This window comes from Acinetobacter sp. Li1LvA2, from assembly GCF_056156705.1.
Genome location: NZ_JBSICF010000012.1, coordinates 26,064 through 49,286, shown reverse-complemented (window position 1 = coordinate 49,286; position 23,223 = coordinate 26,064). Strand labels below are relative to the sequence as shown.

24 protein-coding genes, 1 tRNA gene and 2 pseudogenes are annotated in these 23,223 nt (G+C 39.5%); 16 read left to right on the top strand and 11 right to left on the bottom strand.

Annotated features, from left to right (window positions below):
• Positions 1-164 precede the first annotated feature (164 nt).
• Positions 165-419 carry a hypothetical protein gene (locus tag ACS604_RS17760; protein WP_004793575.1) on the bottom strand — a complete coding sequence of 85 codons (255 nt, stop codon included), beginning with the start codon at positions 417-419 and terminating at the stop codon, positions 165-167.
• A 668-nt stretch (positions 420-1,087) separates the two neighbouring features.
• Between ACS604_RS17760 and ACS604_RS17755 the strand changes: the two genes are divergently transcribed.
• Positions 1,088-1,759 carry an XRE family transcriptional regulator gene (locus ACS604_RS17755; protein WP_474772443.1) on the top strand — a complete coding sequence of 224 codons (672 nt, stop codon included), beginning with the start codon at positions 1,088-1,090 and terminating at the stop codon, positions 1,757-1,759.
• Positions 1,760-1,910: 151 nt separating this feature from the next.
• Here the strand turns inward: ACS604_RS17755 and ACS604_RS17750 are convergent, their stop codons facing one another.
• A complete protein-coding gene (locus ACS604_RS17750; protein WP_004793577.1) occupies positions 1,911-2,144 on the bottom strand; it encodes a hypothetical protein in 234 nt (77 codons plus the stop codon).
• Between the two features lie 174 nt (positions 2,145-2,318).
• Positions 2,319-2,395 (bottom strand) — tRNA-Met (locus tag ACS604_RS17745).
• Between the two features lie 257 nt (positions 2,396-2,652).
• Between ACS604_RS17745 and xseA the strand changes: the two genes are divergently transcribed.
• Together xseA and xseB are read left to right on the top strand one after the other, a co-directional pair.
• Positions 2,653-3,918 carry an exodeoxyribonuclease VII large subunit gene (xseA, locus tag ACS604_RS17740; protein ID WP_474772442.1) on the top strand — a complete coding sequence of 422 codons (1,266 nt, stop codon included), beginning with the start codon at positions 2,653-2,655 and terminating at the stop codon, positions 3,916-3,918.
• Positions 3,908-4,102 (top strand): exodeoxyribonuclease VII small subunit, encoded by a 195-nt coding sequence (xseB, locus tag ACS604_RS17735; RefSeq protein WP_004793582.1) that lies wholly within the window; start codon positions 3,908-3,910, stop codon positions 4,100-4,102. Before xseA ends, xseB begins: the two co-directional genes overlap by 11 nt.
• Positions 4,103-4,299: 197 nt before the next feature.
• On the opposite strand, the gene ACS604_RS17730 is transcribed toward xseB, so the two are convergent.
• Both ACS604_RS17730 and ACS604_RS17725 read right to left on the bottom strand, forming a co-directional pair.
• Positions 4,300-4,518: a hypothetical protein gene (locus tag ACS604_RS17730; protein ID WP_004793583.1), complete on the bottom strand. Its 219-nt coding sequence runs from the start codon at positions 4,516-4,518 to the stop codon at positions 4,300-4,302.
• Between the two features lie 48 nt (positions 4,519-4,566).
• On the bottom strand, positions 4,567-5,160 hold the full coding sequence (locus ACS604_RS17725; RefSeq protein ID WP_174732916.1) for a LysE family translocator: 594 nt from the start codon (positions 5,158-5,160) through the stop codon (positions 4,567-4,569).
• A gap of 442 nt (positions 5,161-5,602) precedes the next feature.
• Between ACS604_RS17725 and ACS604_RS17720 the strand changes: the two genes are divergently transcribed.
• On the top strand, positions 5,603-5,932 hold the full coding sequence (locus ACS604_RS17720; RefSeq protein WP_474772439.1) for a hypothetical protein: 330 nt from the start codon (positions 5,603-5,605) through the stop codon (positions 5,930-5,932).
• 472 nt (positions 5,933-6,404) lie between these two features.
• Positions 6,405-6,761 (top strand): four-helix bundle copper-binding protein, encoded by a 357-nt coding sequence (locus ACS604_RS17715; RefSeq protein WP_005303648.1) that lies wholly within the window; start codon positions 6,405-6,407, stop codon positions 6,759-6,761.
• 634 nt (positions 6,762-7,395) lie between these two features.
• Here the strand turns inward: ACS604_RS17715 and ACS604_RS17710 are convergent.
• The 3 genes from ACS604_RS17710 to ACS604_RS17700 form a co-directional block, all read right to left on the bottom strand.
• On the bottom strand, positions 7,396-7,803 hold the full coding sequence (locus ACS604_RS17710; protein ID WP_474772438.1) for a GFA family protein: 408 nt from the start codon (positions 7,801-7,803) through the stop codon (positions 7,396-7,398).
• A gap of 29 nt (positions 7,804-7,832) precedes the next feature.
• Complete coding sequence (gene cueR, locus ACS604_RS17705; RefSeq protein WP_004642046.1) at positions 7,833-8,234, bottom strand: Cu(I)-responsive transcriptional regulator; 402 nt, start codon at positions 8,232-8,234, stop codon at positions 7,833-7,835.
• A 75-nt stretch (positions 8,235-8,309) separates the two neighbouring features.
• Positions 8,310-10,781 carry a heavy metal translocating P-type ATPase gene (locus ACS604_RS17700; RefSeq protein WP_474772437.1) on the bottom strand — a complete coding sequence of 824 codons (2,472 nt, stop codon included), beginning with the start codon at positions 10,779-10,781 and terminating at the stop codon, positions 8,310-8,312.
• A gap of 166 nt (positions 10,782-10,947) precedes the next feature.
• Between ACS604_RS17700 and ACS604_RS17695 the strand changes: the two genes are divergently transcribed.
• Complete coding sequence (locus ACS604_RS17695) at positions 10,948-11,148, top strand: heavy-metal-associated domain-containing protein (RefSeq protein ID WP_474772435.1); 201 nt, start codon at positions 10,948-10,950, stop codon at positions 11,146-11,148.
• 56 nt (positions 11,149-11,204) lie between these two features.
• On the opposite strand, the gene mobR is transcribed toward ACS604_RS17695, so the two are convergent.
• Positions 11,205-12,875 carry a phenol degradation transcriptional regulator MobR gene (gene mobR / locus ACS604_RS17690; protein ID WP_474772434.1) on the bottom strand — a complete coding sequence of 557 codons (1,671 nt, stop codon included), beginning with the start codon at positions 12,873-12,875 and terminating at the stop codon, positions 11,205-11,207.
• Between the two features lie 370 nt (positions 12,876-13,245).
• Here mobR and ACS604_RS17685 point away from each other — a divergent pair, with 370 nt between their 5' ends.
• The 7 genes from ACS604_RS17685 to ACS604_RS17655 all read left to right on the top strand — a co-directional run bounded on the left by ACS604_RS17685 (position 13,246) and on the right by ACS604_RS17655 (position 18,965).
• Complete coding sequence (locus tag ACS604_RS17685) at positions 13,246-13,533, top strand: phenol hydroxylase subunit (RefSeq protein WP_000193471.1); 288 nt, start codon at positions 13,246-13,248, stop codon at positions 13,531-13,533.
• Positions 13,534-13,554: 21 nt separating this feature from the next.
• Positions 13,555-14,553: an aromatic/alkene monooxygenase hydroxylase subunit beta gene (locus ACS604_RS17680; protein ID WP_474772433.1), complete on the top strand. Its 999-nt coding sequence runs from the start codon at positions 13,555-13,557 to the stop codon at positions 14,551-14,553.
• 11 nt (positions 14,554-14,564) lie between these two features.
• Positions 14,565-14,831: an MmoB/DmpM family protein gene (locus tag ACS604_RS17675; RefSeq protein ID WP_000049450.1), complete on the top strand. Its 267-nt coding sequence runs from the start codon at positions 14,565-14,567 to the stop codon at positions 14,829-14,831.
• A gap of 45 nt (positions 14,832-14,876) precedes the next feature.
• Positions 14,877-16,403 (top strand): aromatic/alkene/methane monooxygenase hydroxylase/oxygenase subunit alpha, encoded by a 1,527-nt coding sequence (locus ACS604_RS17670; protein WP_151744609.1) that lies wholly within the window; start codon positions 14,877-14,879, stop codon positions 16,401-16,403.
• 59 nt (positions 16,404-16,462) lie between these two features.
• Positions 16,463-16,825 (top strand): phenol hydroxylase subunit P4, encoded by a 363-nt coding sequence (locus ACS604_RS17665; RefSeq protein WP_474772432.1) that lies wholly within the window; start codon positions 16,463-16,465, stop codon positions 16,823-16,825.
• Between the two features lie 14 nt (positions 16,826-16,839).
• Positions 16,840-17,901, top strand: coding sequence for an NADH:ubiquinone reductase (Na(+)-transporting) subunit F (locus ACS604_RS17660; protein ID WP_087606502.1), 1,062 nt, complete (start codon positions 16,840-16,842; stop codon positions 17,899-17,901).
• Between the two features lie 182 nt (positions 17,902-18,083).
• Positions 18,084-18,965 carry a SphA family protein gene (locus ACS604_RS17655; RefSeq protein WP_474772430.1) on the top strand — a complete coding sequence of 294 codons (882 nt, stop codon included), beginning with the start codon at positions 18,084-18,086 and terminating at the stop codon, positions 18,963-18,965.
• Positions 18,966-19,013: 48 nt separating this feature from the next.
• On the opposite strand, the gene ACS604_RS17650 is transcribed toward ACS604_RS17655, so the two are convergent.
• The gene (locus ACS604_RS17650; RefSeq protein WP_004702719.1) at positions 19,014-19,973 is read right to left on the bottom strand and encodes a LysR family transcriptional regulator; all 960 of its coding nucleotides are present in this window, start codon (positions 19,971-19,973) and stop codon (positions 19,014-19,016) included.
• Positions 19,974-20,017: 44 nt separating this feature from the next.
• Positions 20,018-20,147 (bottom strand): annotated as a pseudogene (locus ACS604_RS17645) (hypothetical protein).
• A 106-nt stretch (positions 20,148-20,253) separates the two neighbouring features.
• On the opposite strand from ACS604_RS17645, the gene benA reads away from it, so the two are divergent.
• From benA to benC, 3 genes and pseudogenes are all read left to right on the top strand, one after another.
• On the top strand, positions 20,254-21,636 hold the full coding sequence (benA, locus tag ACS604_RS17640; RefSeq protein WP_004793610.1) for a benzoate 1,2-dioxygenase large subunit: 1,383 nt from the start codon (positions 20,254-20,256) through the stop codon (positions 21,634-21,636).
• Positions 21,633-22,152: pseudogene (benB, locus tag ACS604_RS17635) on the top strand (benzoate 1,2-dioxygenase small subunit). Before benA ends, benB begins: the two are co-directional and overlap by 4 nt.
• A gap of 52 nt (positions 22,153-22,204) precedes the next feature.
• Positions 22,205-23,221, top strand: coding sequence for a benzoate 1,2-dioxygenase electron transfer component BenC (gene benC, locus ACS604_RS17630; RefSeq protein WP_474772428.1), 1,017 nt, complete (start codon positions 22,205-22,207; stop codon positions 23,219-23,221).
• Positions 23,222-23,223 lie beyond the last annotated feature (2 nt).

Sequence of the window (23,223 nt, the reverse complement as noted above, 5' to 3'; positions counted from 1 at the left end):
TACTTGCTTGTTATTTTTCAGGTTTTATAAATACCCTTAGTTTTCTTTATTACAGTCAATAAAAAACACTAACGTTTTTTTAACCGCGCTAAATCGCAAGACGAACTTATCCTTGACCCCATATTTCAGGGGTCCAAGAAAGAATGTTTGTATGCTAAAGCCTGTTAGTGTGCACTGTTTAAGGCTTGTTCAATCAACTCAATCACAGTGATTGCACCTATCGCTTTTTGCATTGAGACTTGATCATCGAATTCGAATGCATCATCTTCAAGCTCACTTGCAATTTGCTTTGCCTCTTCAAGCGCCCTTTTTATTTTTTGTACCTTGTATTTGTTTACGTCTTTTGCAATTGTCGGAACATATCCTCCACGTTTTGCATTTTTAAGTTGTTTAGCTCTGTTCTGCATTGCTGTAGTCATTCACTATCTCCAACTCACACGTTTAATAAGGCATCTTTATCGTTTGTTATTCTTGAAGTTTTGATCCATTCTTTGAGCAATATAGCTAAGCTATGACTACAAATGTGTTTTCAAAACGTTTCATCTGGTACAACAAACCTAAAGAACTAAACGGTATGCATTTAACGCATTAATTTAAAAGTAGATATTCCTTTTTCTAAAATTGTAAAAAAGTATGAAAGCTCTTACGTTTACGCCTTTTTCGAACTTTAATTTTTTGACCAAAAAGTTCAAATAAGGCTTTGCCGTATATCGGAAACTTTTGTTACGACTCACAATCTTTGTTAAATTCTTCATGTTCTTGATACCCTTTATCGACGAACATTAAGCCTGATCCACGGAATCGGGCTTTTTTTATTCCATTTTTTGTTTTGATAGCCTATCTGCAAATAATAATTGAGCTATCTCCCTTCTATTTTGCCTCCTCTAGAAACAAAATAAATTTAGCTTTCATCTCAACATTTTGATAATTCAATAAATAGTGGTTCAAATACGATTTAAACTTTATCTATTCATCTGAAGATATAACTGATATTATAACTATAGTTATTATTAGTCAATAACTATAGTTGTTTTACTCGATATAACTTTAGTTATATATTTGTTATAAGTTTGCTGGTGTAATCGTTATGGCTCTTAAAGACCGTTTAAAAGATTCTAGAATTAAAGCCAAAAAAACTCAGGCTGAAGTGGCAGAAGCAGTAAAAATGTCTCAGCCAGCCTATCAAGCTTTAGAGTCTGGGAAAAATTTAAAATCTGCGTTTCTTCCACTTATTGCCCAGTTTTTAGGTGTAGATGGATATTGGTTAACGACTGGAAATACAGAAGATGCTTTTAGAGAAAGTGATGTATTTAGCCCTACAGTCGTGAGTGCAGAATCTACCGATCAATATGTCTGGATTGAAGTGGTAGAAGCTAGTTTTTCGTGTGGTACAGGTGAGTCGATCGAGTTCCACTTCGATGCAATTAATGGGAAAATTCCTTTCCCTGCTTCATTCTTTAAAGAAAAACGAGTTGCTCAAGAGTGCATGCGTATTATCAAAGCTAAAGGCGATAGTATGACAGACTACATTAAAGATGGAGATCTAGTCGGTATTGATATCTCTCAAACTGAAGTAATTGATGGCGAGATTTATGCGGTTTACTTTGCAGGGGAAGGAATGATTAAGCAAATTTTTAAAGAAGCTGATGGCTCTTTAATTTTGCATAGTTTGAATGAAAAATTTAGAGACCGCCGTCTAACCGAAGAAAATGGAAAGAATTTTAAGGTTATGGGACGTCAATTCTGGCGAGCGGGTTAAGGTCGTTATAAATATAATTAAAATAATAATTCTATCAATTTAATTCGTTTTTTGCTTTTTATAACTTTAATTATTTATGATTCATATAGATATAAAAAAACCTATCTCTTTTAAAGGAGATAGGTTTTTTAGCTTTATTACCATGATTTTATCAACAATACGTTGTTAAACGATAAAGTTGATTAAATCCAGCATAAAAGCTTTTACCATCTTGGTTTAATTCGATTTCTTCACCAGATTGAAGTTGAATTTTCTTACCAACTTCGACCCAACGATAACCATCTTGAGAGTTTTGCTTACGCACATGAGGAACGATCCTCACATTAATCTCATTGCCATTTACGGATGTGGCAATTTGCCACTCATTTACTATATTCACAATCATTCACTCATCACTGAGCTCATGTGATTTAACGGTATTTAATTAGAACGCTAGATTTAAGGTATGGACAGTCAGTCTAGAATTTAATATTTAGCTTTATATTGGGTTATTTATAAGCTAATTGCTTTTCATAATTTTCGCATTATGAAAAGTGGTACATCACAGAGCATAATATTTTGGTTGCGGGGGCCGGATTTGAACCAACGACCTTCGGGTTATGAGCCCGACGAGCTACCAGACTGCTCCACCCCGCAATTGGAAGTAAGCTTTATACGCTCATATATTTCATAAAGCAAACTTTATTTTTTAATCGGTTGTAATTATTAAGAATTATCTTTTTATTAATTTTTCATTTTTAACCGCTCGGTCTAAATAACCCTATCAATTTCCAATTGTTAATTCTTTAAATTGTTGTATTTATTTTAAATAGAACCCGATATTCATAGACAGCAATTGCCTTGGTTGGATGGCTTTTATACTATCTAGGTTAGTCCTTTAATGTTTAGTTTGTATGTCTGAACCTCAGTTTTCCCTTAGTGAATATCTCGGCACAGTTCAGGAAGTCATACGTTTGGCTTTTGATGAGCCAGTCTGGGTAAAAGCAGAGATTCGAAATTTAAATATTAAAGGCGGCCATTACTATTTAGAGCTTGCAGAAAAAGATGCAGAAACTGATAAAGTCATTGCCAGTTGTAAAGCTACAATCTGGAAGTTCTCAGCAAGTAAAATTGTTTTAAAGTTTGAACGTGAAACTGGCATTGAGATTTCAAGCGATTTAAATGTGCTTATCAAAATTAGAGCACGTTTTGATCCTCAATATGGATTTTCGGTCAATATTGAAGAGATTGACTCAAGCTTTACCTTAGGTGAAATTGCTAAACGTTATCAGCAAATTATTGAACGCCTCACACAAGAAAGGTTAATTCACAAGAACAAACTCCTGCCTACTCCTTTTGACATTCAAAATGTTTTAGTCATTGCTCCTCAAAATGCTGCGGGCCTAGGTGACTTTAAAAAAGATGCCGATGCTCTAGAGAGAAATGGTGTTTGCCATTTTGTGTATCACACCGCTACTTTTCAAGGCAACACCGCTGCAACTAGTTTGATTGAGTCTTTAGGTGCAGGTTTAAGACAATGGGCCAGCACATTTAAATTTCCACCAGACCTTATTGTAATTATTCGCGGTGGCGGATCTGTGAATGATTTGGCTTATTTAAATGATTATGAACTTGCAGCCCTGCTCTGCAAACGTACTGTACCGATTTGGGTTGGTATTGGTCATGAAAAAGACCGAACCATTCTTGATGAAATTGCCCATCGTTCATTCGACACGCCAAGTAAAGTGATTGCTGGCATCCGTAATCATATTGTTGAACGCGTACAAGAAGCCGTTGATAGTCTGCAAACCATTAAGCTTCTTTCGCAGCATCAAATCACAACGTATCAAAGTAAGAATGATCAGCTACTTCATCAGATTAAATCTTCGGCCCAAGGTCAACTTAACTCGGCACATCGCCTGCTTGACCAAATGAAAGAGCGTATTCAGTTTAGTTCACAACAACAGGTTAAATTTTCATTAACTCAAATCGAATCATTAATGAAAGAAGTCCTTTTACAAAACCCCAAACAAGTTCAAGCCAAAGGCTATGCAATTGTCAGATCCGAAGGAAAAGCGATTCGGTCTATACATGAAATTTCAAACCCTGCCATTGCCATTGAAATGCAAGATGGTGTGATTGAAGCCAACATTACACAGGTAATTCCAAATGAACAATGAAGAGTTAACGTTTAAAGACGGCCACGACATTTTGAAAAAAAATGCCGAACTACTTGAATCTCAAGAAAGTCCAGATATTGATAATTTAATGAAGATTGTTGAAGAATCAATTACTGCTTATAAAGCGTGTAAATCACGTATAGAAGCTGTTCAACAAGCTTTAGATGAAACATTTAAAGAATAATATGCAATAAAAAAACCCATTCCTACTTCTCATTGAAGGAATGGGCTTAGTGAAAACCACTTAGTCCTGAAATGCAAAAGTGTGGATTAGGTCACATTTTTGCAAAAGCATAGTCCCACAAGTATTGGGCATCTTCAATATTTTAATTGTGTCTATTACGTAGTTTGGCTCTATTTTCAGCGCTTCTTAGCTAAAAGCTATTCCTCGCTGAATGCTCCAATCAATTGATAAATCTTGCCGTCTTTAGGGTTCTCATAAAGTAAATCCATGTTCGGCAAAATAATATCATCGTCAATTTCAATATGTTCAACGCTTTTGTGAAGTTCAAGGGCATGGTCATTCATAGGTCGAACTTTTGCCAAAGCAATCGTTTCTTGGTTAAACTGATCCTTAATAATTACTTTTAATCTTTTCATAAAAATCTCCTGAAAATTAAATTTTTTAATATAAATAACGAGTTAAGTTTAAAATGAGCTAATCGCTGAATAGCCGATTGGCATAGCAAAAAAAGTTAAAATAAATGCAGCAGTACGTTGTAAATTACGTTGGTTTAACCAAGTTACTTTGTTTGAAATTAATACGGTTCCAAAAGCAATCCATAAAAAAGCAATGGGTGTAATTAATGATAAAAAAACAGCAATATGAATAAAATATACGTGAAACACTTCCCATGCTGCATGTGGAAAAATAGCAGAAGCAAAGAGTAAAGCTTTAGGATTTAAAAGTGTCGCGACAAATAAAGCCTTAGGCGTAATCAGTGGATTGTCTAATTTGATGTCGTTTGTCGATGTTGTCCAAAGTTTAAATGCAAGGTAGAGAATAAAAGTTGCACTTATTAACTTTAATACAGATGGAAGCCACGGAATAAAATATGAAACGGACTCAAGTAAAATACCCCATGAAGTAATTGCAATGAGATAACCCATCACTTCAGCAGGAATAAGTTTAAGAGACTGCTTCACTCCTGCCTGTATTCCAGCAGAGGCTAACAATGTATTTGTTGGGCCTGGAGTCAACAAAATGGTGACCACAAGTCCAATGAACATAAATGACACCATAGGCAACGAACTCTTTAATTATGCTAGGCGAAATATGTCAAAAAGGTGCATCTATTGTCGACAAAATGGTTGTAACAAGAAATATTAAAACTTAATTAATTATTTTTAAAACAAATAATTAACTTAAACTGACCTTGAATTCACTTACGCTTTCATCAATTTTAAATATGCAAAATCGATCACACAAATACAGAATAGTGAGCTATTCTTTCTTGCCTACAAGAAATTAACTTGAAAATTTATTCCTCAAAAAAATAAGCTTTTTTTACTATTTTTGAGCTTATATAACTCAAGAAATAACAGTTTCCCGCCTCACTTGAAATTTGAAAATTGAACAATATATAAACAACTAGAAATCGTGATTTTACTGAATATGATGTCTCACTCCCCATCAATTCATTGATTGTCGCTTTCATCAAATAAATCAAATGATGGAGGATGCATGATGAATGCTTATGTTCGCCCTCATCCCGATGGTTTTAAATCTTATTTAGGTAAAAATCAGAAAACTGGACTCTATGCTGTGCGGCTTGGTTGGACGGTTTATAAAACAAATGGCAATGGCTCTGTTCTATACATTGTCAAGAATGAAGATAAGATTCCATTAGATGTAGATAAGTTTAAAACTGACCGACCCAAAATTTATGCTGCTCTTCTTAATGAAGTTCAGTTTCAACGCAAGAAACAACTGGCGATTGATCTCCAGCAATCAAACATCCCTTCTTATGACCGTAAAGCCTACAAAAAACGTCGTGGTTTTATAGACTCTTAAATCTATCTATTTATAGTACACATATAGAAAAAGCACCCTCGGGTGCTTTTTCTTTTAACGACCAGTTGTAATTAATACAAACATGCTCAGTATTAATGTGCTTAATGATCGTTTGCAATGGATGTGGACTTCATGCTCAACTCCGTGAGCGTATTGATTAACGTTTTCCATTTCGTGTCCTTCAAAGTTCACATTCCTAATTTGCCTAATATTCACACAATAAGAAATTAGCCAAAAGTATTATATGCAATTAAATTTAACACAATCCTTAAATTTAAATCCCCTATCAATTTCAAAAAATACGAGCATTTAAGCTAAAAGCTGGATGTAACATTCTACTACGAGGTTAATTATGTATTAGCGATTTGTAGCCCTTTCATCTCAAACAGCCATGCCTTAAAAATGATCTTCTAAAATAGAAAATATAACGATATTCCATTTTTTAATAATAGTCTTCGATAGGAGAACTCTTATGGAAATTCAACAAGAAACAAACTCAGCTTTATTTTGTGACACCTCTACCTCAGTTCAAGCCTGTATTGAATGTATGATCGCTTGTAAAACGTGCGCAGCTGCATGTTTGCAAGAAGAACATGTCCATATGATGCGAGAGTGTATTAAGCATTGCATGACATGTGTAGAAACCTGCCAACTGTGTACCTCTTTAGAGTTAAGAAATTCTGAGCTGGCTGAACAAGCCATGCAATTGTGCGCCAATGCCTGTCAACTCTGTGCAGCAGAATGCAGTAAACATGAACATGAGCACTGTCAGATCTGTGCTAAAGCATGTTTGGCTTGTGCTCAAGCGTGTTTGGCCTATCGCGCCTAAATTTTTAAACATGTAAAGCCTACGCAATCTTTAGATCGTAGGCTTATTAAACCTTAATAAATAACAGAAAATTATATGTTTTTTATTTAAATCGAGTTAAGTGCCACTTTTCTATAGGCATAAAAAAAACCCGCATCTTGGGGAAGAATGCAGGCTCTTAGATCTCCCACAACGACCATGAGTCCATTATTAAACTTGAACTTTAAACCGTTAAGTAAATGTACCTATAAATAAATTAAATTGCAATACAGAATAGTCTGTATGTTTAAAAAATTTTATTATTTCTACATCTTTTTATTTGCTTAAGAACGAATGGTAAAAAATGGCGTCATAAAAAACTTTATTTATGGCTTGGTCATCCAATAAATAGCTTTTTTATAGGCATTAAAAAAGCCCGTTTCACGGGCTTTTCTGCAACGGTGAGCAATCTAAGATTTGTGTCTATCCATCTCTTACATGCTCTTTGCTAGCTATATGTAAGGTCCTATCGTATCTTTTGCCCTGTCCCAAGTTTCCCTGTGGATCGAGGAGATATTACGATTACCTTAGGTACAGTTATAGCACATTATTTATTCATGGCTAGTCTTGTTCACGTTTTTTTACAAATGAATAAAGTACGATCAAACCTTAATATTTAAGGGTTTTCTATCCCATTTTGGTATTGGCGAGCACTATCACAAATTGGATACCATTTCACTTTTGAAGACACAAAAGCATGAGAAATGACAGATGTCGATATTTCTTCATTAATGAGCCCTACTCTTAAACGTACCACTGCTGGCTTATCTAAACGTTCACTCCAGATCGGTGAACCACAGTTTTTACAGAACACTCTCTTTTTATTAGGCGATGCAAAATAAGCCTGTAACAGGTTTTCACCCTGCACAAAATTTAAGTCACTTTTTTGTACTTGAGTAATAGCAGCGAAAGCAGCACCTTGGGCTTTTTGGCACTGCCTGCAATGACAAACCATGATTGGTTCTAATTCGGCATTAATTTGCAGTTGAATCCCATTACAAAGACAAGAAGCTGTATAAGCCATGATTTTTCCTTTTTTTATTTTAATGGAACTTAGCTTACTCCCACACCTTTTTCAATGTGATCTAAGATCGCACAAGAAGCTTGCTGGTTACCGCAGCAATCATCAGCTGAAGCCTGCAAAATATTGACCATTTCTTGGAGATGGGCAATTTTCTGTTTTAATTCGGCAATGTGTTTTACGGTTAAGGCTTTCACCTCTGCACTCTGCCGATCTGTATTTTTCCAAAGCGAAATAAGCTCTTTCATCTGTTCAGATGAAAAACCTAACTCTCGGGCATGTTTTAAAAAGTTTAAAGTTTTAAGGTCTGTTTCTGAATAAATGCGATAGCCAGAAGCAGAACGCTGAGCTGCTTCAAGTAAACCGATTTCTTCATAGTAGCGAATCATTTTCGCTGAAATGCCCGAATGTTTGGATGCCTGACCGATATTCATCTCACACCTCAAATATTAAATTTGGTTTAAGACCTGCTGTCATGATCTTAAACCAAAAGTTGATTTTCAGCACCCTTACTGTACTGGCGCATGAAAACGTTTTAAGCGTAACGCATTGCCTAAAACAAAGACCGAAGAAAGTGCCATCGCACCTGCTGCAAACATAGGTGAAAGTAACACACCAAATGCTGGATAAAGCGCACCTGCTGCAATTGGAATAAGTGCAACGTTATATACAAATGCCCAAAACAGGTTTTGACGTATGTTTCGCATGGTTGCTTTACTTAATGCAATTGCGTTCGGTACGCCTTTTAAACTACCTGACATCAGCACCACATCGGCAGCTTCAATAGCAACATCTGTTCCTGTACCAATGGCTAAGCCCACGTCCGCTTGTGCCAAGGCTGGTGCGTCGTTAATACCATCACCTACAAAGGCCAAACGACCATATTGTTTTTGCAGTTGGCGAACTGTGTCCACTTTGCCTTCTGGTAAAACCTCTGCTACAACTTCATCAATATTCAGCTTTTTGGCAATCGCTTGTGCCGTATGACGATTGTCTCCTGTAATCATGGCAACCTTGAGACCTAATTGATGCAAGGCCTCAATCGCAGCATAGGTTGTTTCTTTAATTGGGTCTGCCACGGCAATAATTGCAGCAAGTTTCTGATCAATGGCAACGTATAGCGGTGTTTTACCTTCTTCACCTAATTGAGCAGCAATCACTTGGAATGAGTTGGTGTCTAAACCAAGTTGATGCATATAACGGTCTGCGCCAATTTGTACTTTTTGGCCTGAAACTTCCGCTTCAATACCTGAACCAGTAATCGAGTTAAAAGCGGTTACGGGTAATAAGTTTAAGCCTTCACTTTCTGCTGCCTGAACAATCGCAAGAGCAATTGGATGTTCAGACTTGGCTTCGACCGAAGCAACTAAAGTCAGCACTTGTTCACGCTCAAAACCTGATTGCACATTAAAGTCAGTCAGTGTCGGTTTACCTTCGGTCAGTGTGCCCGTTTTATCAACGGCAACGACCTGTGCTTCTTGTAAAAGCTGCAAAGCTTCACCTTTACGGAACAAGACACCTAACTCAGCACCACGTCCAGTACCGACCATAATAGAAGTTGGTGTTGCAAGCCCCATCGCACAAGGACACGCAATAATCAGTACTGCAACAGCATTCACTAAACCAAAAGTCAGCGCAGGCTCTGGCCCAAAAATAAACCAAACCAAGAAAGTGATTGCAGCAATTAGCATGACAGCCGGTACAAACCACATGGTGACTTTATCGACCAAACCCTGAATCGGAAGTTTAGAACCTTGAGCTTGTTCAACCATGCGAATAATTTGTGAAAGTACAGAAGAAGAACCAACGGCGGTTGCCCGAATGTTTAAAGTACCGTTTTGGTTGACCGTACCACCGACCACCTGCTCTCCAATTTTCTTTTCAACAGGAACAGGCTCACCCGTAATCATAGATTCATCAATGTAGCTGTGTCCGTCAACCACTTCACCATCGACAGGCACACGTTCACCCGGGCGAATTTCTACAATAGTTCCACTGACCACCTCAGCAACAGCAACTTCTACCACTTGACCATCACGCTGAATACGAGCTGTTTTGGGCTGCATTCCCACTAAATGTTGAATGGCTTGCGAGGTTCGTCCTTTGGCTTTGGCTTCAAAATATCGTCCAAGCAAAATTAAACTGACAATAACGGCAGCCGCTTCAAAGTAAACATTGACCGTGCCTTGGGGTAATACCTGCGGCATAAAGGTTGCCACAACTGAAAAGCTATAGGCAGCTAAGGTGCCAACAGCAACCAGCGAGTTCATATCTGGTGCTAAACGCCATAAGGCTGGAATACCTTTTTGGTAAAAACGGCGACCAGGAAAAACGAGTACTAATGTGGTCAAAACAAACTGTAAAAGCCAACTGTTGTATTGACCAATGGTGTGCATGACCCACATGTGAAAAGCTGGAATGAGATGTGAACCCATTTCCAAAATAAACACAGGTAAGGCTAACACAATCGAAAAGATCAAATCTTTTTTTAGCTGATCTAACTCTGACGCTTTTTTATCGAGCTGCTCATCTTGATTTTTTTCTGATGCTTTTGCGTCGTAACCTGCTTTTTTAACAGCGCGAATTAAGTCTTCAATATTGACTGATGCATCTGCCTGCACCCAAGCTTGCTCTGTTGCTAAGTTGACTGTGGCTTCTTGAACGCCGTCTACTTTTTTAAGGGCTTTTTCAACACGTGCAACACAAGATGCACAAGTCATGCCCTCAATAGACAACTCCACTGGCGCAGCTTTTGGAACATCATAACCTGCTCGTTCAACTGCTTTAACCAGTGCTTCGCGCTGAATCGGTTGATTTGAATAAACAACGGCTTTTTCTGTTGCCAAATTAACGTTAGCAATCTCTACATTTTCAACTTTCTTAAGTGCTTTTTCGACACGACCTACACACGAGGCACAGGTCATGCCTTCGATTGGAAGTGTTTCACTATATGCTGGCAATTTTGTGTTTTTTGAGTCCATCAAACACCTCTGCAAATCTGCAAAATTTAATATTCTGTATTGAGCATACAGATTCCCATCATGGGAAGGTCAAGCATATTTTTTTAAAAATTTGGTCTTGACCTTACAATCATGACAAGGTTTAGACTCAGTGTTATCCAAACAAACATCTCATTCTTGATGGAGTATGAACATGAAACTACTTATTGAAAATATGACTTGTGGTGGCTGCGCTCGTGGCGTGACTGCGACGATTCAAGATATCGACCCAAATGCAAAAGTAGATGTAGACTTAGCGACCAAAATCGTGACTGTTGAAAGCAGTAAAAGCGTCGATAAAATTACTGAAGCACTTGAAGAAGATGGTTTCCCAGCTCAAGTGCAATAATGAATAAGGCCTAACGTTTAAAGTTAGGCCTTTATTTTGAGCTTGTTGATATTGACTCAAAGCTGAAATTTTTTAATTCGATAATCCAGTGCTGCCCGAGTTAGTCCCAATAAGCGTGCCGCTTCAGACACATTATGATTTGCCTTTTTTAAAGCCGTTAAAATTAACTGCTTCTCGTGTTCTTCTAAATTAAACTCTGGCTGTAATAATTTTTCAAAGTCAGTTTCAACAGCTACAGCCTGCTCTGGGTCATGCTTAATCTGTGGGAAAATGGCATTTAACTTAATCAGTTGCTGATCGTCCGTTAATAAAACCGCCCTTTCTAATAAGTTTTCCAACTCGCGAATATTGCCCGGCCATTCATATTGCTGCATAAAAACTTTGGTCTTTTCACTTACACCCTGAATGGTTTTACCGTACATTTTTTCAAAACGATGAAGAAAGTGTTCAATCAATAAAGGAATGTCTTCACGGCGCTCCCGCAAAGGCGGAATCTGAACTGGAAAAATATTTAAGCGATAATACAAATCTGCCCGAAATCGTCCTGTTTTCACAGCTTGTTCAAGGTCTTCATTGGTTGCTGTAATTACACGGACATCTAAAATACGTGTCTGTGAATCTCCTACTCGCTCAAATTCACCTTCCTGCAAAATGCGTAATAGTGCTGCTTGTGCACGAGGTGAAAGCTCAATCACTTCATCTAAAAAAATAGTACCGCCATTGGCTCGTTCAAACTTGCCCAAGCGAGATTGATGCGCTCCTGTATAAGCACCTTTTTCTACGCCGAATAATTCAGACTCAATTAACTCTGGTGGAATCGCAGCACAGTTTACCGCAATAAAAGGTTGGTCTTTTCTTTGGCTATTTTCATGGACACCTCGAGCAAAAGCTTCTTTACCAACGCCTGTTTCGCCTTGTAGCAAAATAGAAACTTTCGAGCCTGCTGCTTTTGTTAGTAATGCACAGACCTGTTTATAAGAGGCAGACTTACCCACAGAACTAAATAATTGGTAATCGGCTTCACTGTCGCTATAAATTGATTTTTTAAGTTCAAACAATTCAGCCTGCAATGCAATCAGTTCTTTTTCCATGGGTTCGGGAGACATGAACTGAATCAGCTCATCTGCATTTTCCCACTCTTCTAAAGGCTTACCGATAATACGGCAATGCTCGTGGCCACACGCTTTACACTCTATTTCTTGATAAATAATGGTCATGCCCGTCGCAAAACTGCTGTATCCGCATGCATAACCAAGAAGCATCCAGCACGCAGGTTCATCACTTGGACCAAAATGCTCTAAATGCACATCGGCTTCAAAAGAGTTAAGCCAATTTAAATCGGCATAAAACTGTTTTTTATCGTGGCTTAAATTGAGTTGGTTGGCCTGTACTTGAACCATTCCGCGAATCGCATGCATTTGTGGACCCGCCATAAAAGCATCGTGTTCATTTAAATCGGGACGCATTTTTGTTGTAACTTCTGCATCTTTTAACCCAGCTTGATACCCCAATCGAATAAAAAAACGCTTGGTTCGTTCAAGCCCAATCATGTGTGCTAAATCTTTACGCAAATATCCCATAATGCTGGTGTGTAAAAGCAGCATCCGATATTCATCAAACCAGATTTGGCCGTGGGCAGTATCAAATTGCAGTTTAGACAGCAGATCATGAATTTCTTGCGGATGATCTGCGTATCGTCCCGTTTTATCGTATTTTACTCGAGCCATGAGTGATCTGTTTTAATCCATTAAACACATTTGGGTTTTATCTCATCTTATCGAAGAACCAGATAAATGTCCTAGTACCTTAAAGACATAACTTCATACTAAAAAAGTATTTCTAAATCTCTCCTTTTTAAAGCCTCAAACATTCTAAAAAGAAATTTCTACGACCCTCTTCATCAAATCATGAATATCTCTATTTCACTATTCAAAAAAATTCATGAAATAGTGAATTTTAAAAATGCCTTACTTTCCATAAAAATCTTAATTAATTGTTTTTAATAATAAAAACAAAGTTGGCATAGCTTTTGTAAAGCTTATAGCGAGAGCAAGGAGCATTCATCAATTTCAAGACCATGTCTTGATGGAGTACAGCATGACGCAACCTCAAGTCGAAGCATTAACCAAATATATTCGGGTCACTGGCGACTTAAACGCAGAGTTTATCGAATTCGATTTTGCCATTCACGACCCAAGTCTATTTGTGGAACTGGTTTTGCCTAAACATGCATTTAATGATTTTTGTAAGACCAATCAAGTGGTTGAAATGACCCAAGAGCAGCAAGCTTTTAATGATGCTCAGGAAGAAAAATGGCGCTATGGCACTGAAGCAACCTTAGTCGGCACGCAACGTAATAGCAACGATCACGATGATCAGATGTAAAAAATATAAGGAGATAAAGCCATGACTTTAGAAATCAAAACGTCAAATGTCGAACCTATCCGCCAGAACTACGCCTATATCGAAAGACGATTTGGTACTAAGCCAGCAACTCGATATCAAGAAGTAAGTTTTGATGTACAGGCAGAAACTAACTTTCACTATCGTCCTTTGTGGAAACCTGAAAAGACCTTAAATGATAAAACCCATACTGCCCTGCAAATGCAAGACTGGTACGCATTTAAAGATCCACGTCAATTCTATTATGGAACTTATGTTCAGCACCGTGCGCGTTTACAGGACACAGCCGAAAGTAATTTTGCTTTTTTTGAAAAACGTCAGCTTGCAGAGCATTTGTCTGACGAAGTCAAAGCCAAGGTTATTGAATGCCTATTGCCATTTCGCCACGTTGAACAAACTGCAAACTTACACATGATGTCTGGCAGTGCCTATGGTTATGGCACCGTACTTACCCAAGCTTGTATTTATGCCGCGATGGATCATTTAGGGATAGCGCAGTACATCTCACGGATTGGTTTAGCTTTAGATGGCAACAGCGGCGATTCATTACAACAGGCAAAACAGGCTTGGATGCAACATCCTGCATGGCAAGGCTTACGCCGTCTGTGTGAAGAAAGCCTCACCGAGCAGGACTACTTCAAACTTTTCTTATTACAGAACCTTGTGATGGACGGCTTTGTGACCGAGCTTGTTTATCAACAGTTTGATCAGTGGTTAGTCACTCAAAATGCTCGTGACTTAGCCATGCTGACTGAGTTTATGAAAGACACTTTAGGTGATTTACGTAAGTGGTCAGACACCGTCATTAAAACTGCCGCAGCAGAATCCGACCATAACAAACAGCTATTAAATGAATGGTTCTCTCAGTCTTTAACTCAAGTAAAAGCAGCTTTTACACCTTGGGCAACAGCAGCCTTAACAGTAGAGGCAGTTGATCAAGCAGAACAAGCCGTTATTGAACGTGCAAAAAAACTAGACCTACAACCACTTACAAATGCTTAAGGAGAAGCAACATGTCTAAAGTCTATCTCGCATTACAAGACAACGATACTTCACGCTATATCCTCGAAGCGATTGAAGAAGATAACCCTGAAGCTTCAATTCAGTATTTACCAGCCATGATTCGAATTGAAAGTGAAACTGATTTGGTGATTAAAGCCGAAACCGTATCTGAAAAACTAGGCCAAGATTGGGACATCCAATCGTTACAACTCAACATGATTACGCTGGGCGGCAACGTCGAAGAAGATGACGATACTTTCCGCCTTCATTGGAATTAATCACAACATAGACGTTGTTTAACAAAGATTTAAGGATGATCAATCATGACAACTCAAACTAAAGAAACCAGCAAAAAATTAAATGCTAAAGATCGTTACCGCGCATTAACCCGTGATCTGGACTGGGACTTTTCTTATGCAGACCGTAAAGAAGCATTCCCTTATGAAGAGTTTGAAGGTATCAAAATTACGGACTGGTCTAAATGGGAAGATCCATTCCGTTTAACCATGGATTCTTACTGGAAATATCAGGCAGAAAAAGAGAAAAAACTTTATGCCATTTTTGATGCTTTTGCTCAAAACAATGGTCAGATGAATGTCAGCAATGAACGTTACTTAAATGCGATCAAACTCTTTTTAACGGCGGTGACTCCACTTGAATATCAGGCTTATCAAGGCTATGCACATGTAGGCCGCCAGTTTAGTGGTATTGGAGCACGTATTGCTTCTCAGATGCAGTCGATTGATGAGCTGCGTCATGTACAGACTCAAATTCATGCCATGAGCCATTACAACAAGTTCTTTGATGGTTTTCAGGACTGGGCGCATATGCATGACCGCGTTTGGTATTTATCTGTACCTAAATCATTTTTTGAAGATGCCCGTTCTGCTGGCCCTTTCGAGTTTTTATTAGCGATTAGTTTTGCTTTTGAATATGTACTTACCAATTTGCTGTTTGTACCGTTTATGTCGGGTGCAGCTTATAACGGCGATATGGCAACCGTAACCTTTGGTTTTAGTGCACAGTCTGATGAAGCGCGCCACATGACGCTTGGTCTGGAAATCGTAAAATTCTTGCTCGAACAACATGAAGACAACGTGCCGATTGTGCAGGAATGGATTGATAAATGGTTCTGGCGCGGAACTCGTTTGCTTTCAATTGTGGGCATGATGATGGATTACATGCTGCCAAACAAAGTGATGTCTTGGAAAGAAGCTTGGGAAGTTTATTTTGAACAAGCAGGCGGTGCGCTATTTAAAGATTTAAGTCGTTATGGCATTCGTATGCCGAAATATAGCGATGTGATTGTGAAAGAAAAAGAGCATGTTTCACATCAAGCATGGTGGATTTTTTACAACTTTGGTCATGCGGCCGGTTTCCATACATGGATTCCAACCGATGAAGAAATGGATTGGTTATCTGCTAAATATCCAGACACTTTCGATAAATACTACCGTCCAAAATGGGAGTTGGCTCGCAAAATGGAAGCTGAAGGTAAACGCTTCTACAGCGCAGGTTTACCACAGCTTTGTCAGGTTTGTCAGATACCAATGACCTTTACCGAAATGGGTGATGATCCGACTCAGTTTAGTTATCGCCATAGCATCTACCAAGGCGAACGCTATCACACCTGCTCAGATGGCTGTCATGACATTTTCGAGCGTGAGCCTGAGAAATATATACAAGCATGGCTACCTGTAAATCAAATTTTGCAAGGTAACTGTGGTGGAGGTGACCTCGAAACCATGCTCCGCGATTATTACCGCATGAATGTCGGTGCCGACAATCTGGACATTGAAGGTTCACCAGACCAACAGCGCTGGAAAAAATGGAAAGGCAACGCAGCTTAAGCACAAGGAATTGTTCAGGCAATCATCAAGCTGCCTGATAGGAAATAAGGAGATTGAACATGACTGTTCGCGCGATACACAATAACTATCAATTTGAACCGCTTGATCTGCAAAAAAATTATGGCGATCAATTCTTACTTTACGTGGGTTGGGATCATCACACACTTTTTTGCTCGGCACATGCCATGCTTGCTTCGCCTCAACAAACTTTTAGGCAGTTGATTGAGCAACAAATTACAGGTGGTTTTGCCCAACATCCAGATTTTGACAAAATTGATTGGTCAAAAGTGCAATACACCTTAGATGGCCAAACAATCAATCCAGAGAGTATTCAAAGCTTGGCAGAGCTTGGTTTTGGTCATAAGTCATTACTTCGTTTCGTTACGCCAGAATTAAATGGCTATAACGACAGCTATGTTTAATTCGGAGGTGTGTCATGAGTTATCAAGTCACCATTGAACCGATCGGAACAACGATTGAAGTAGAAGAAGACCAAACTATTTTAGACGCCGCTTTACGCCAAGGCGTTTGGTTACCCTTTGCCTGTGGTCATGGCACTTGCGGGACATGTAAGGTTCAAGTCACCGATGGTTTTTACGATGTTGGTGAAGCTTCACCATTTGCGCTCATGGATATCGAACGCGATGAAAATAAGGTGCTTGCCTGTTGCTGCAAACCACAGTCCGACATGGTTATTGAAGCCGATGTCGATGAAGACCCAGATTTCTTAGGTCATTTAGTTCAAGACTATCAAGCGACCGTAATTGAAATAAAAGATCTATCGCCAACCATTAAAGGTATTCGTCTACAACTAGATCGCCCAATCGAGTTCCAAGCTGGCCAATATATCAATGTCCAATTTCCAGATATTGAAGGAACACGGGCATTTTCAATTGCCAATTCACCAAGTGAAGTGGGCATTGTTGAGCTGCATATTCGTAAAGTCGAAGGCGGTGCAGCGACGACTTATGTACATGAACAACTTGCCACGGGTGATCAGCTCGATATTTCAGGTCCTTATGGTCAATTTTTTGTACGCAAGTCAGATGATCAAAATGCAATTTTCATTGCAGGTGGTTCAGGTCTTTCAAGTCCACAATCGATGATTTTAGATTTGCTTGAGTCTGGAGATAGTCGCACGATCTACCTCTTCCAAGGAGCACGAGACTTGGCAGAACTATACAACCGAGAATTGTTTGAACAGCTCGTAAAAGACTATCCGAATTTCCGCTATATCCCTGCTCTCAATGCACCAAAAGCAGAAGACCAATGGACTGGATTTACCGGATTTGTGCACGAGGCCGTTGCCGATTACTTTGAAAATCGATGTGGTGGGCACAAAGCGTATTTGTGCGGCCCACCAATCATGATCGACTCTGCAATTTCAACACTCATGCAAAGTCGCTTATTCGAAAGGGACATTCACACTGAACGCTTCTTAAGTGCAGCCGATGGTGCTGCTGGACAATCGCGTTCAGCTTTATTCAAGCATATTTAAAGATAAACCTTTAAGCACTCCGCTTTTTCAAATGAGCTTGTATTTGCAATTTAGAAAGCTAATACAAAGCTCATAGGAGTTCTACATTCCAAATTTACAGGTTAAACAACTCAAGTTTTTAAAGATCGTTAAGGAATAACGTTTTTTAGTGACAAGCGAAATAACACAGAATAGGACATTCTATGAATAACAAAATCTCTGCAATCATATGTGGTGTGCTCACTGCTCTTTACGTTCAATCTGCATTTGCGACAGAAAATGGCTCAGACTCTTTTGCTTTGGGTGCAGAAGGTATGATGGCAGGCGCTCTGCCACCTACTGGTGTCTACTTAATCAGTTATTATCAAAATTATCATGCATCAGAGTTTCAAAATGGTCCCGACCAGTTCCATGTGGATGTCAACGCCATGGTTCCGCGGTTGGTCTGGATGACCGATCAAAAAATTATGGATGGACAACTCGGGTTTTATGCAGCCCAACCATTGGTTGATCTACGCCTTAAAGTCAATGGAATGGCTGACTCAAACCAAGGTCTCGGAGACCTAATTTTGGGTGGTATGCTCGGCTGGCATCAAGGAAATCATCACTGGATTGCAGCTCTAGAAACCGTGCTCGGGACAGGTGAATACGACACTCCAAGTACGACACATCCAGTTGAAGCCAATCTCGGGAAAAACTATCACACCATTCGACCTATTCTTGCCTATAGTTATGCCAACGCGGCAGGTTTAGATCTTTCAACTAAACTGTCTTATAGCTGGAATACCCGTAACGACGCAACCGACTACAAGTCTGGACAATACATTGCGGGTGACTATAGCTTAGGTTACCGCATTAAACCCAAACTCAAAGTTGCAGTTGAAGGCTATGCTTTTAAACAAACTACAGATGACAAAGTAAACGGAAGTGACATTGGGTTTAAAGGACAGGTTTTTGCAATTGGTCCAGGCATTCAATATGCCGATAAGAACTGGTCTATCGAAGCTAAATTTTTAAAAGAAACCGAAGTCGAATATCGTCCCGAAGGCCATACCAGCTGGCTAAAACTGATTTGGGCTTTCTAGAACCATTTAACGCATAGCTTCAACCTTTGAGGCTATGCCCTGCTTTATTTAAAAGTCGATACCGTCTGAATCATCTATCGGATTCTGATCGAGTGTAAAAACAGTACGTTTATATGGAATACCTTCTAAATCGTAAACCTGATAAATACAATCAAATAAAAGCTGTAAGTCTTCACTTCGGTCCATTGCGCGAGCAGTAATGAAAATCGGACTGACTGCGCCGTTATCTAAAATCGGAATGTAGTTTAAGTGAGGAAAACGAATGGTATCGGCACTGGCAGGAATAATACACAAACCTTCTCCCGCTGCCACCAAGCCCAAAGCCAGTTGAATTTCCCGTATTTCATGCATATTTTTTGGAACTAAACTATGCTCGGCAAAAATATTCAAAAGCTGGGTCGAAAAATTGGGTTTCGGTGAAGTGGGATACATAAACATCTTTTCATCAATGAGATCGGCCAGATATACCCCTTCCGTACGCTGAGCAATGGGGTGGCTCGTATGGGCAGCAACCACCAAGCGCTCTTTACGTAGCAAAATACGTCTCACTGCAGGATCACTAATTCTTAGACGTCCAAATCCAACATCAATACGCCCTTCTTTTAATGCCTGTAGTTGCTCGGTCGTACTTAATTCCATCAATTGAATATTCAAATGAGGTTGTTGTTGCCGAAATAAATAAATGATTCGAGGCAGTAAACCATAGAGTAAAGACCCGACAAAACCAATCGTCACACTACGTTCGATCAGACCAATACGTTTGGTCATACTTTTTATTTCTTCAGCATTCGACAAAAGTTTAAGGGCATGCTGATAAAAGAAATGTCCGGCTGGTGTTGTCTGTAAAGGACGGCTTCCGCGCTCAAACAGTTGAATTCCAAGCTCACTTTCCAAATTTTGAATCTGTCGACTCAAAGGTGGTTGAGCAATAAATAGTTTTTCCGCAGCTTTTGTAAAGCTCTGCTCTTCAACAACAGCTACAAAATACCGTAAATGTCTTAGTTCCATAAGGCTTCAATACCTTTAAGATATAAAAAAATGCAAATTCAGTCTTAGACACAGTTTAACCATTCTTTTAAGGTATATACAAGCAACAAACCGATGAAGTGATGAATTGCTTTGTGAAAAAGCCTTCTTGCCAATCTTCCAGTGATTCATCTTCATCAATTCACGGTTAAACACCCAGCGCACTCATGCGCTTCATTGACAATATTAGGATATCAAGACCTTGTAGATCGTAGCTAAGGCCTTGGTGACTTCCACACTTTTGGAAAGTCGGAGAACGGACATGCCACGTATTCCTGTAATCAATACTAGCCATCTTGACCGTATTGATGAATTACTTGTAGATAATATCGATACAGGTGAATTTAAACTTCATCGCTCAGTGTTTACTGACGAAGCCCTATTTGATCTCGAAATGAAATATATCTTCGAAGGTAATTGGGTTTACTTAGCACACGAAAGCCAAATTCCAAATAATAATGACTACTACACCACTCACATTGGTCGTCAGCCGGTCATTATTGCCCGCAACCGTAACGGCGAACTCAATGCCATGATCAATGCGTGTTCACACCGCGGAGCACAACTTTGCCGTCACAAGCGTGGTAACAAAGCAACATATACCTGCCCTTTCCACGGCTGGACATTTAACAACTCAGGTAAACTTCTAAAAGTTAAAGACCCAAGCGAAGCTGGTTACTCGGACTGCTTTAACCAAGAAGGCTCACATGACCTTAAAAAAGTGGCTCGTTTTGAGAGCTACAAAGGCTTCTTATTTGGTAGCTTAAATCCTGATGTTCCTTCGCTTGAAGAATTCTTGGGTGAAACTACCAAAATCATCGACATGATTGTTGACCAGTCTGAACATGGTTTGGAAGTGTTACGTGGTTCATCTACTTATACCTATGAAGGTAACTGGAAACTCACCGCTGAAAATGGCGCCGATGGTTACCACGTTTCTGCTGTGCACTGGAACTACGCAGCAACAACTCAACACCGCAAAGAAACACAAGCTGCCGATAACATCCGTGCGATGAGTGCAGGTTCTTGGGGTAAACAAGGCGGTGGCTCGTATGGCTTTGAAAATGGCCACATGTTGCTTTGGACACAATGGGCAAACCCAGAAGACCGTCCAAACTTCCCGAAAGCAGATGAATACACCGAGAAATACGGTGAAGCGATGTCGAAATGGATGATTGAGCGTTCACGTAACCTGTGTCTCTATCCAAACGTTTATTTGATGGATCAGTTCGGTTCGCAAATTCGTGTACTTCGCCCACTTTCTGTCAATAGAACCGAAGTCACCATTTACTGTATCGCACCTAAAGGCGAAGCACCCGAAGCTCGCGCACGTCGTATCCGTCAATATGAAGATTTCTTTAATGCTTCAGGCATGGCAACACCGGACGATTTAGAAGAATTCCGTGCTTGTCAGGCAGGCTACGCAGGTATTGCACTTGAGTGGAATGACATGTGCCGTGGTTCAAAACACTGGATTTATGGACCAGACGATGCAGCGAATGAAATCGGTTTAAAACCAATGTTAAGTGGTATCAAAACTGAAGATGAAGGTCTTTATCTTGCCCAACATCAATATTGGTTACACACCATGAAACACGCGATTGCATCAGAGAAAGAAATTGCTGATCAGGGAGAAACAGCATGAGTGCTCAAGACAAAGCAACTTTAGAAAATATTGCTCAGTTTCTCTATCGTGAAGCTCGCTTTTTAGATGATGAACAATGGGAAGATTGGATTGAATGCTATGCACCAGAAGCGTCTTTCTGGATGCCAGCTTGGGACGACGACGATAGATTAACTGAAGATCCGCAATCTGAAATTTCACTTATTTATTATCCAGACCGTCAAGGTTTAGAAGACCGCGTGTTCCGTATTAAAACCGAGCGCTCATCTGCAACCATGCCAGACACACGCACAAGCCACAATATTGCCAACATTGAAGTCGTAGAGCGCGACGGAGACAAAGTCACTGTTCGCTTTAACTGGAATACTTTGAGTTTCCGTTACAAGACAAATTACAGCTATTTCGGTATGTCACGTTATGTGATCGATTTTTCAGGTGATCAACCAAAAATCTTGAGCAAGTATGTCGTTTTGAAAAATGACTACATCAATCAGGTTATTGATATTTACCACCTTTAAGACATACCCCCTCAGTTAAACGGATGGTTGGCTGAGGGCAAAAGTTTCAAATATTTTGTAGGATACATGCCATGTCAAACCACAATGTTGCACTTCAATTTGAAGATGGTGTTACACGTTTCATTAACGTAGCTCAGGGCGAAACCCTATCTGACGCAGCCTATCGCCAAAAAATTAATATTCCTTTGGATTGCCGTGATGGAGCATGTGGAACTTGCCGCGCATTTTGCGAGTCTGGTAGTTATGACATGCCAGAAGAAACCTATATTGAAGATGCGTTAACACCTGAAGAAGCTGAGCAAGGCTATATTCTTGCTTGCCAATGTCGTCCAACTTCAGATGCTGTATTCCAAATTCAAGCCTCGTCAGATGTTTGCAAAACTGCAATTCATAGCTTCCAAGGCACATTAGCCCGCGTTGAAAACTTATCAGATTCAACCATCACATTTGATATCCAACTTGATGAAGGTCAACCGGATATTCATTTTCTTGCAGGTCAATACGTCAACGTTGCTATTCCTGAAACTGGCGAAACACGTTCATATTCATTTAGCTCAAAACCAGGCAATCGCTTAACGGGCTTTGTAGTCCGTAACGTACCGAACGGCAAAATGAGTGAGTTTTTAAGTAAGAATGCCAAAGCTGGGGACAAAATGACATTTACTGGTCCATTCGGTAGCTTCTATTTACGCAATGTAGCGCGTCCAGTGCTGATGCTCGCAGGCGGTACGGGCATTGCCCCATTTATGTCGATGTTACAAGTGCTTGAAGAAAAAGGTTCAGAACAGCCTGTTCGTTTAGTCTTTGGTGTCACCAATGACTTTGATTTGGTTGCTCTAGAAAAACTCAATGAATTGCAGGCAAAATTCCCGTGGTTCGAATACCGAACTGTGGTTGCAAGTCCTGAAAGTCAGCATGAACGCAAAGGCTATGTAACGGGTCATATTGAAAGTGAATGGTTAAACGGTGGCGATGTCGATGTTTATCTATGTGGTCCAGTACCAATGGTAGAAGCTGTTCGTGGCTGGTTAGAAACTGAAAATATCAAACCTGCTAGTTTCTTGTTTGAAAAATTCTCTGCAAACTAACT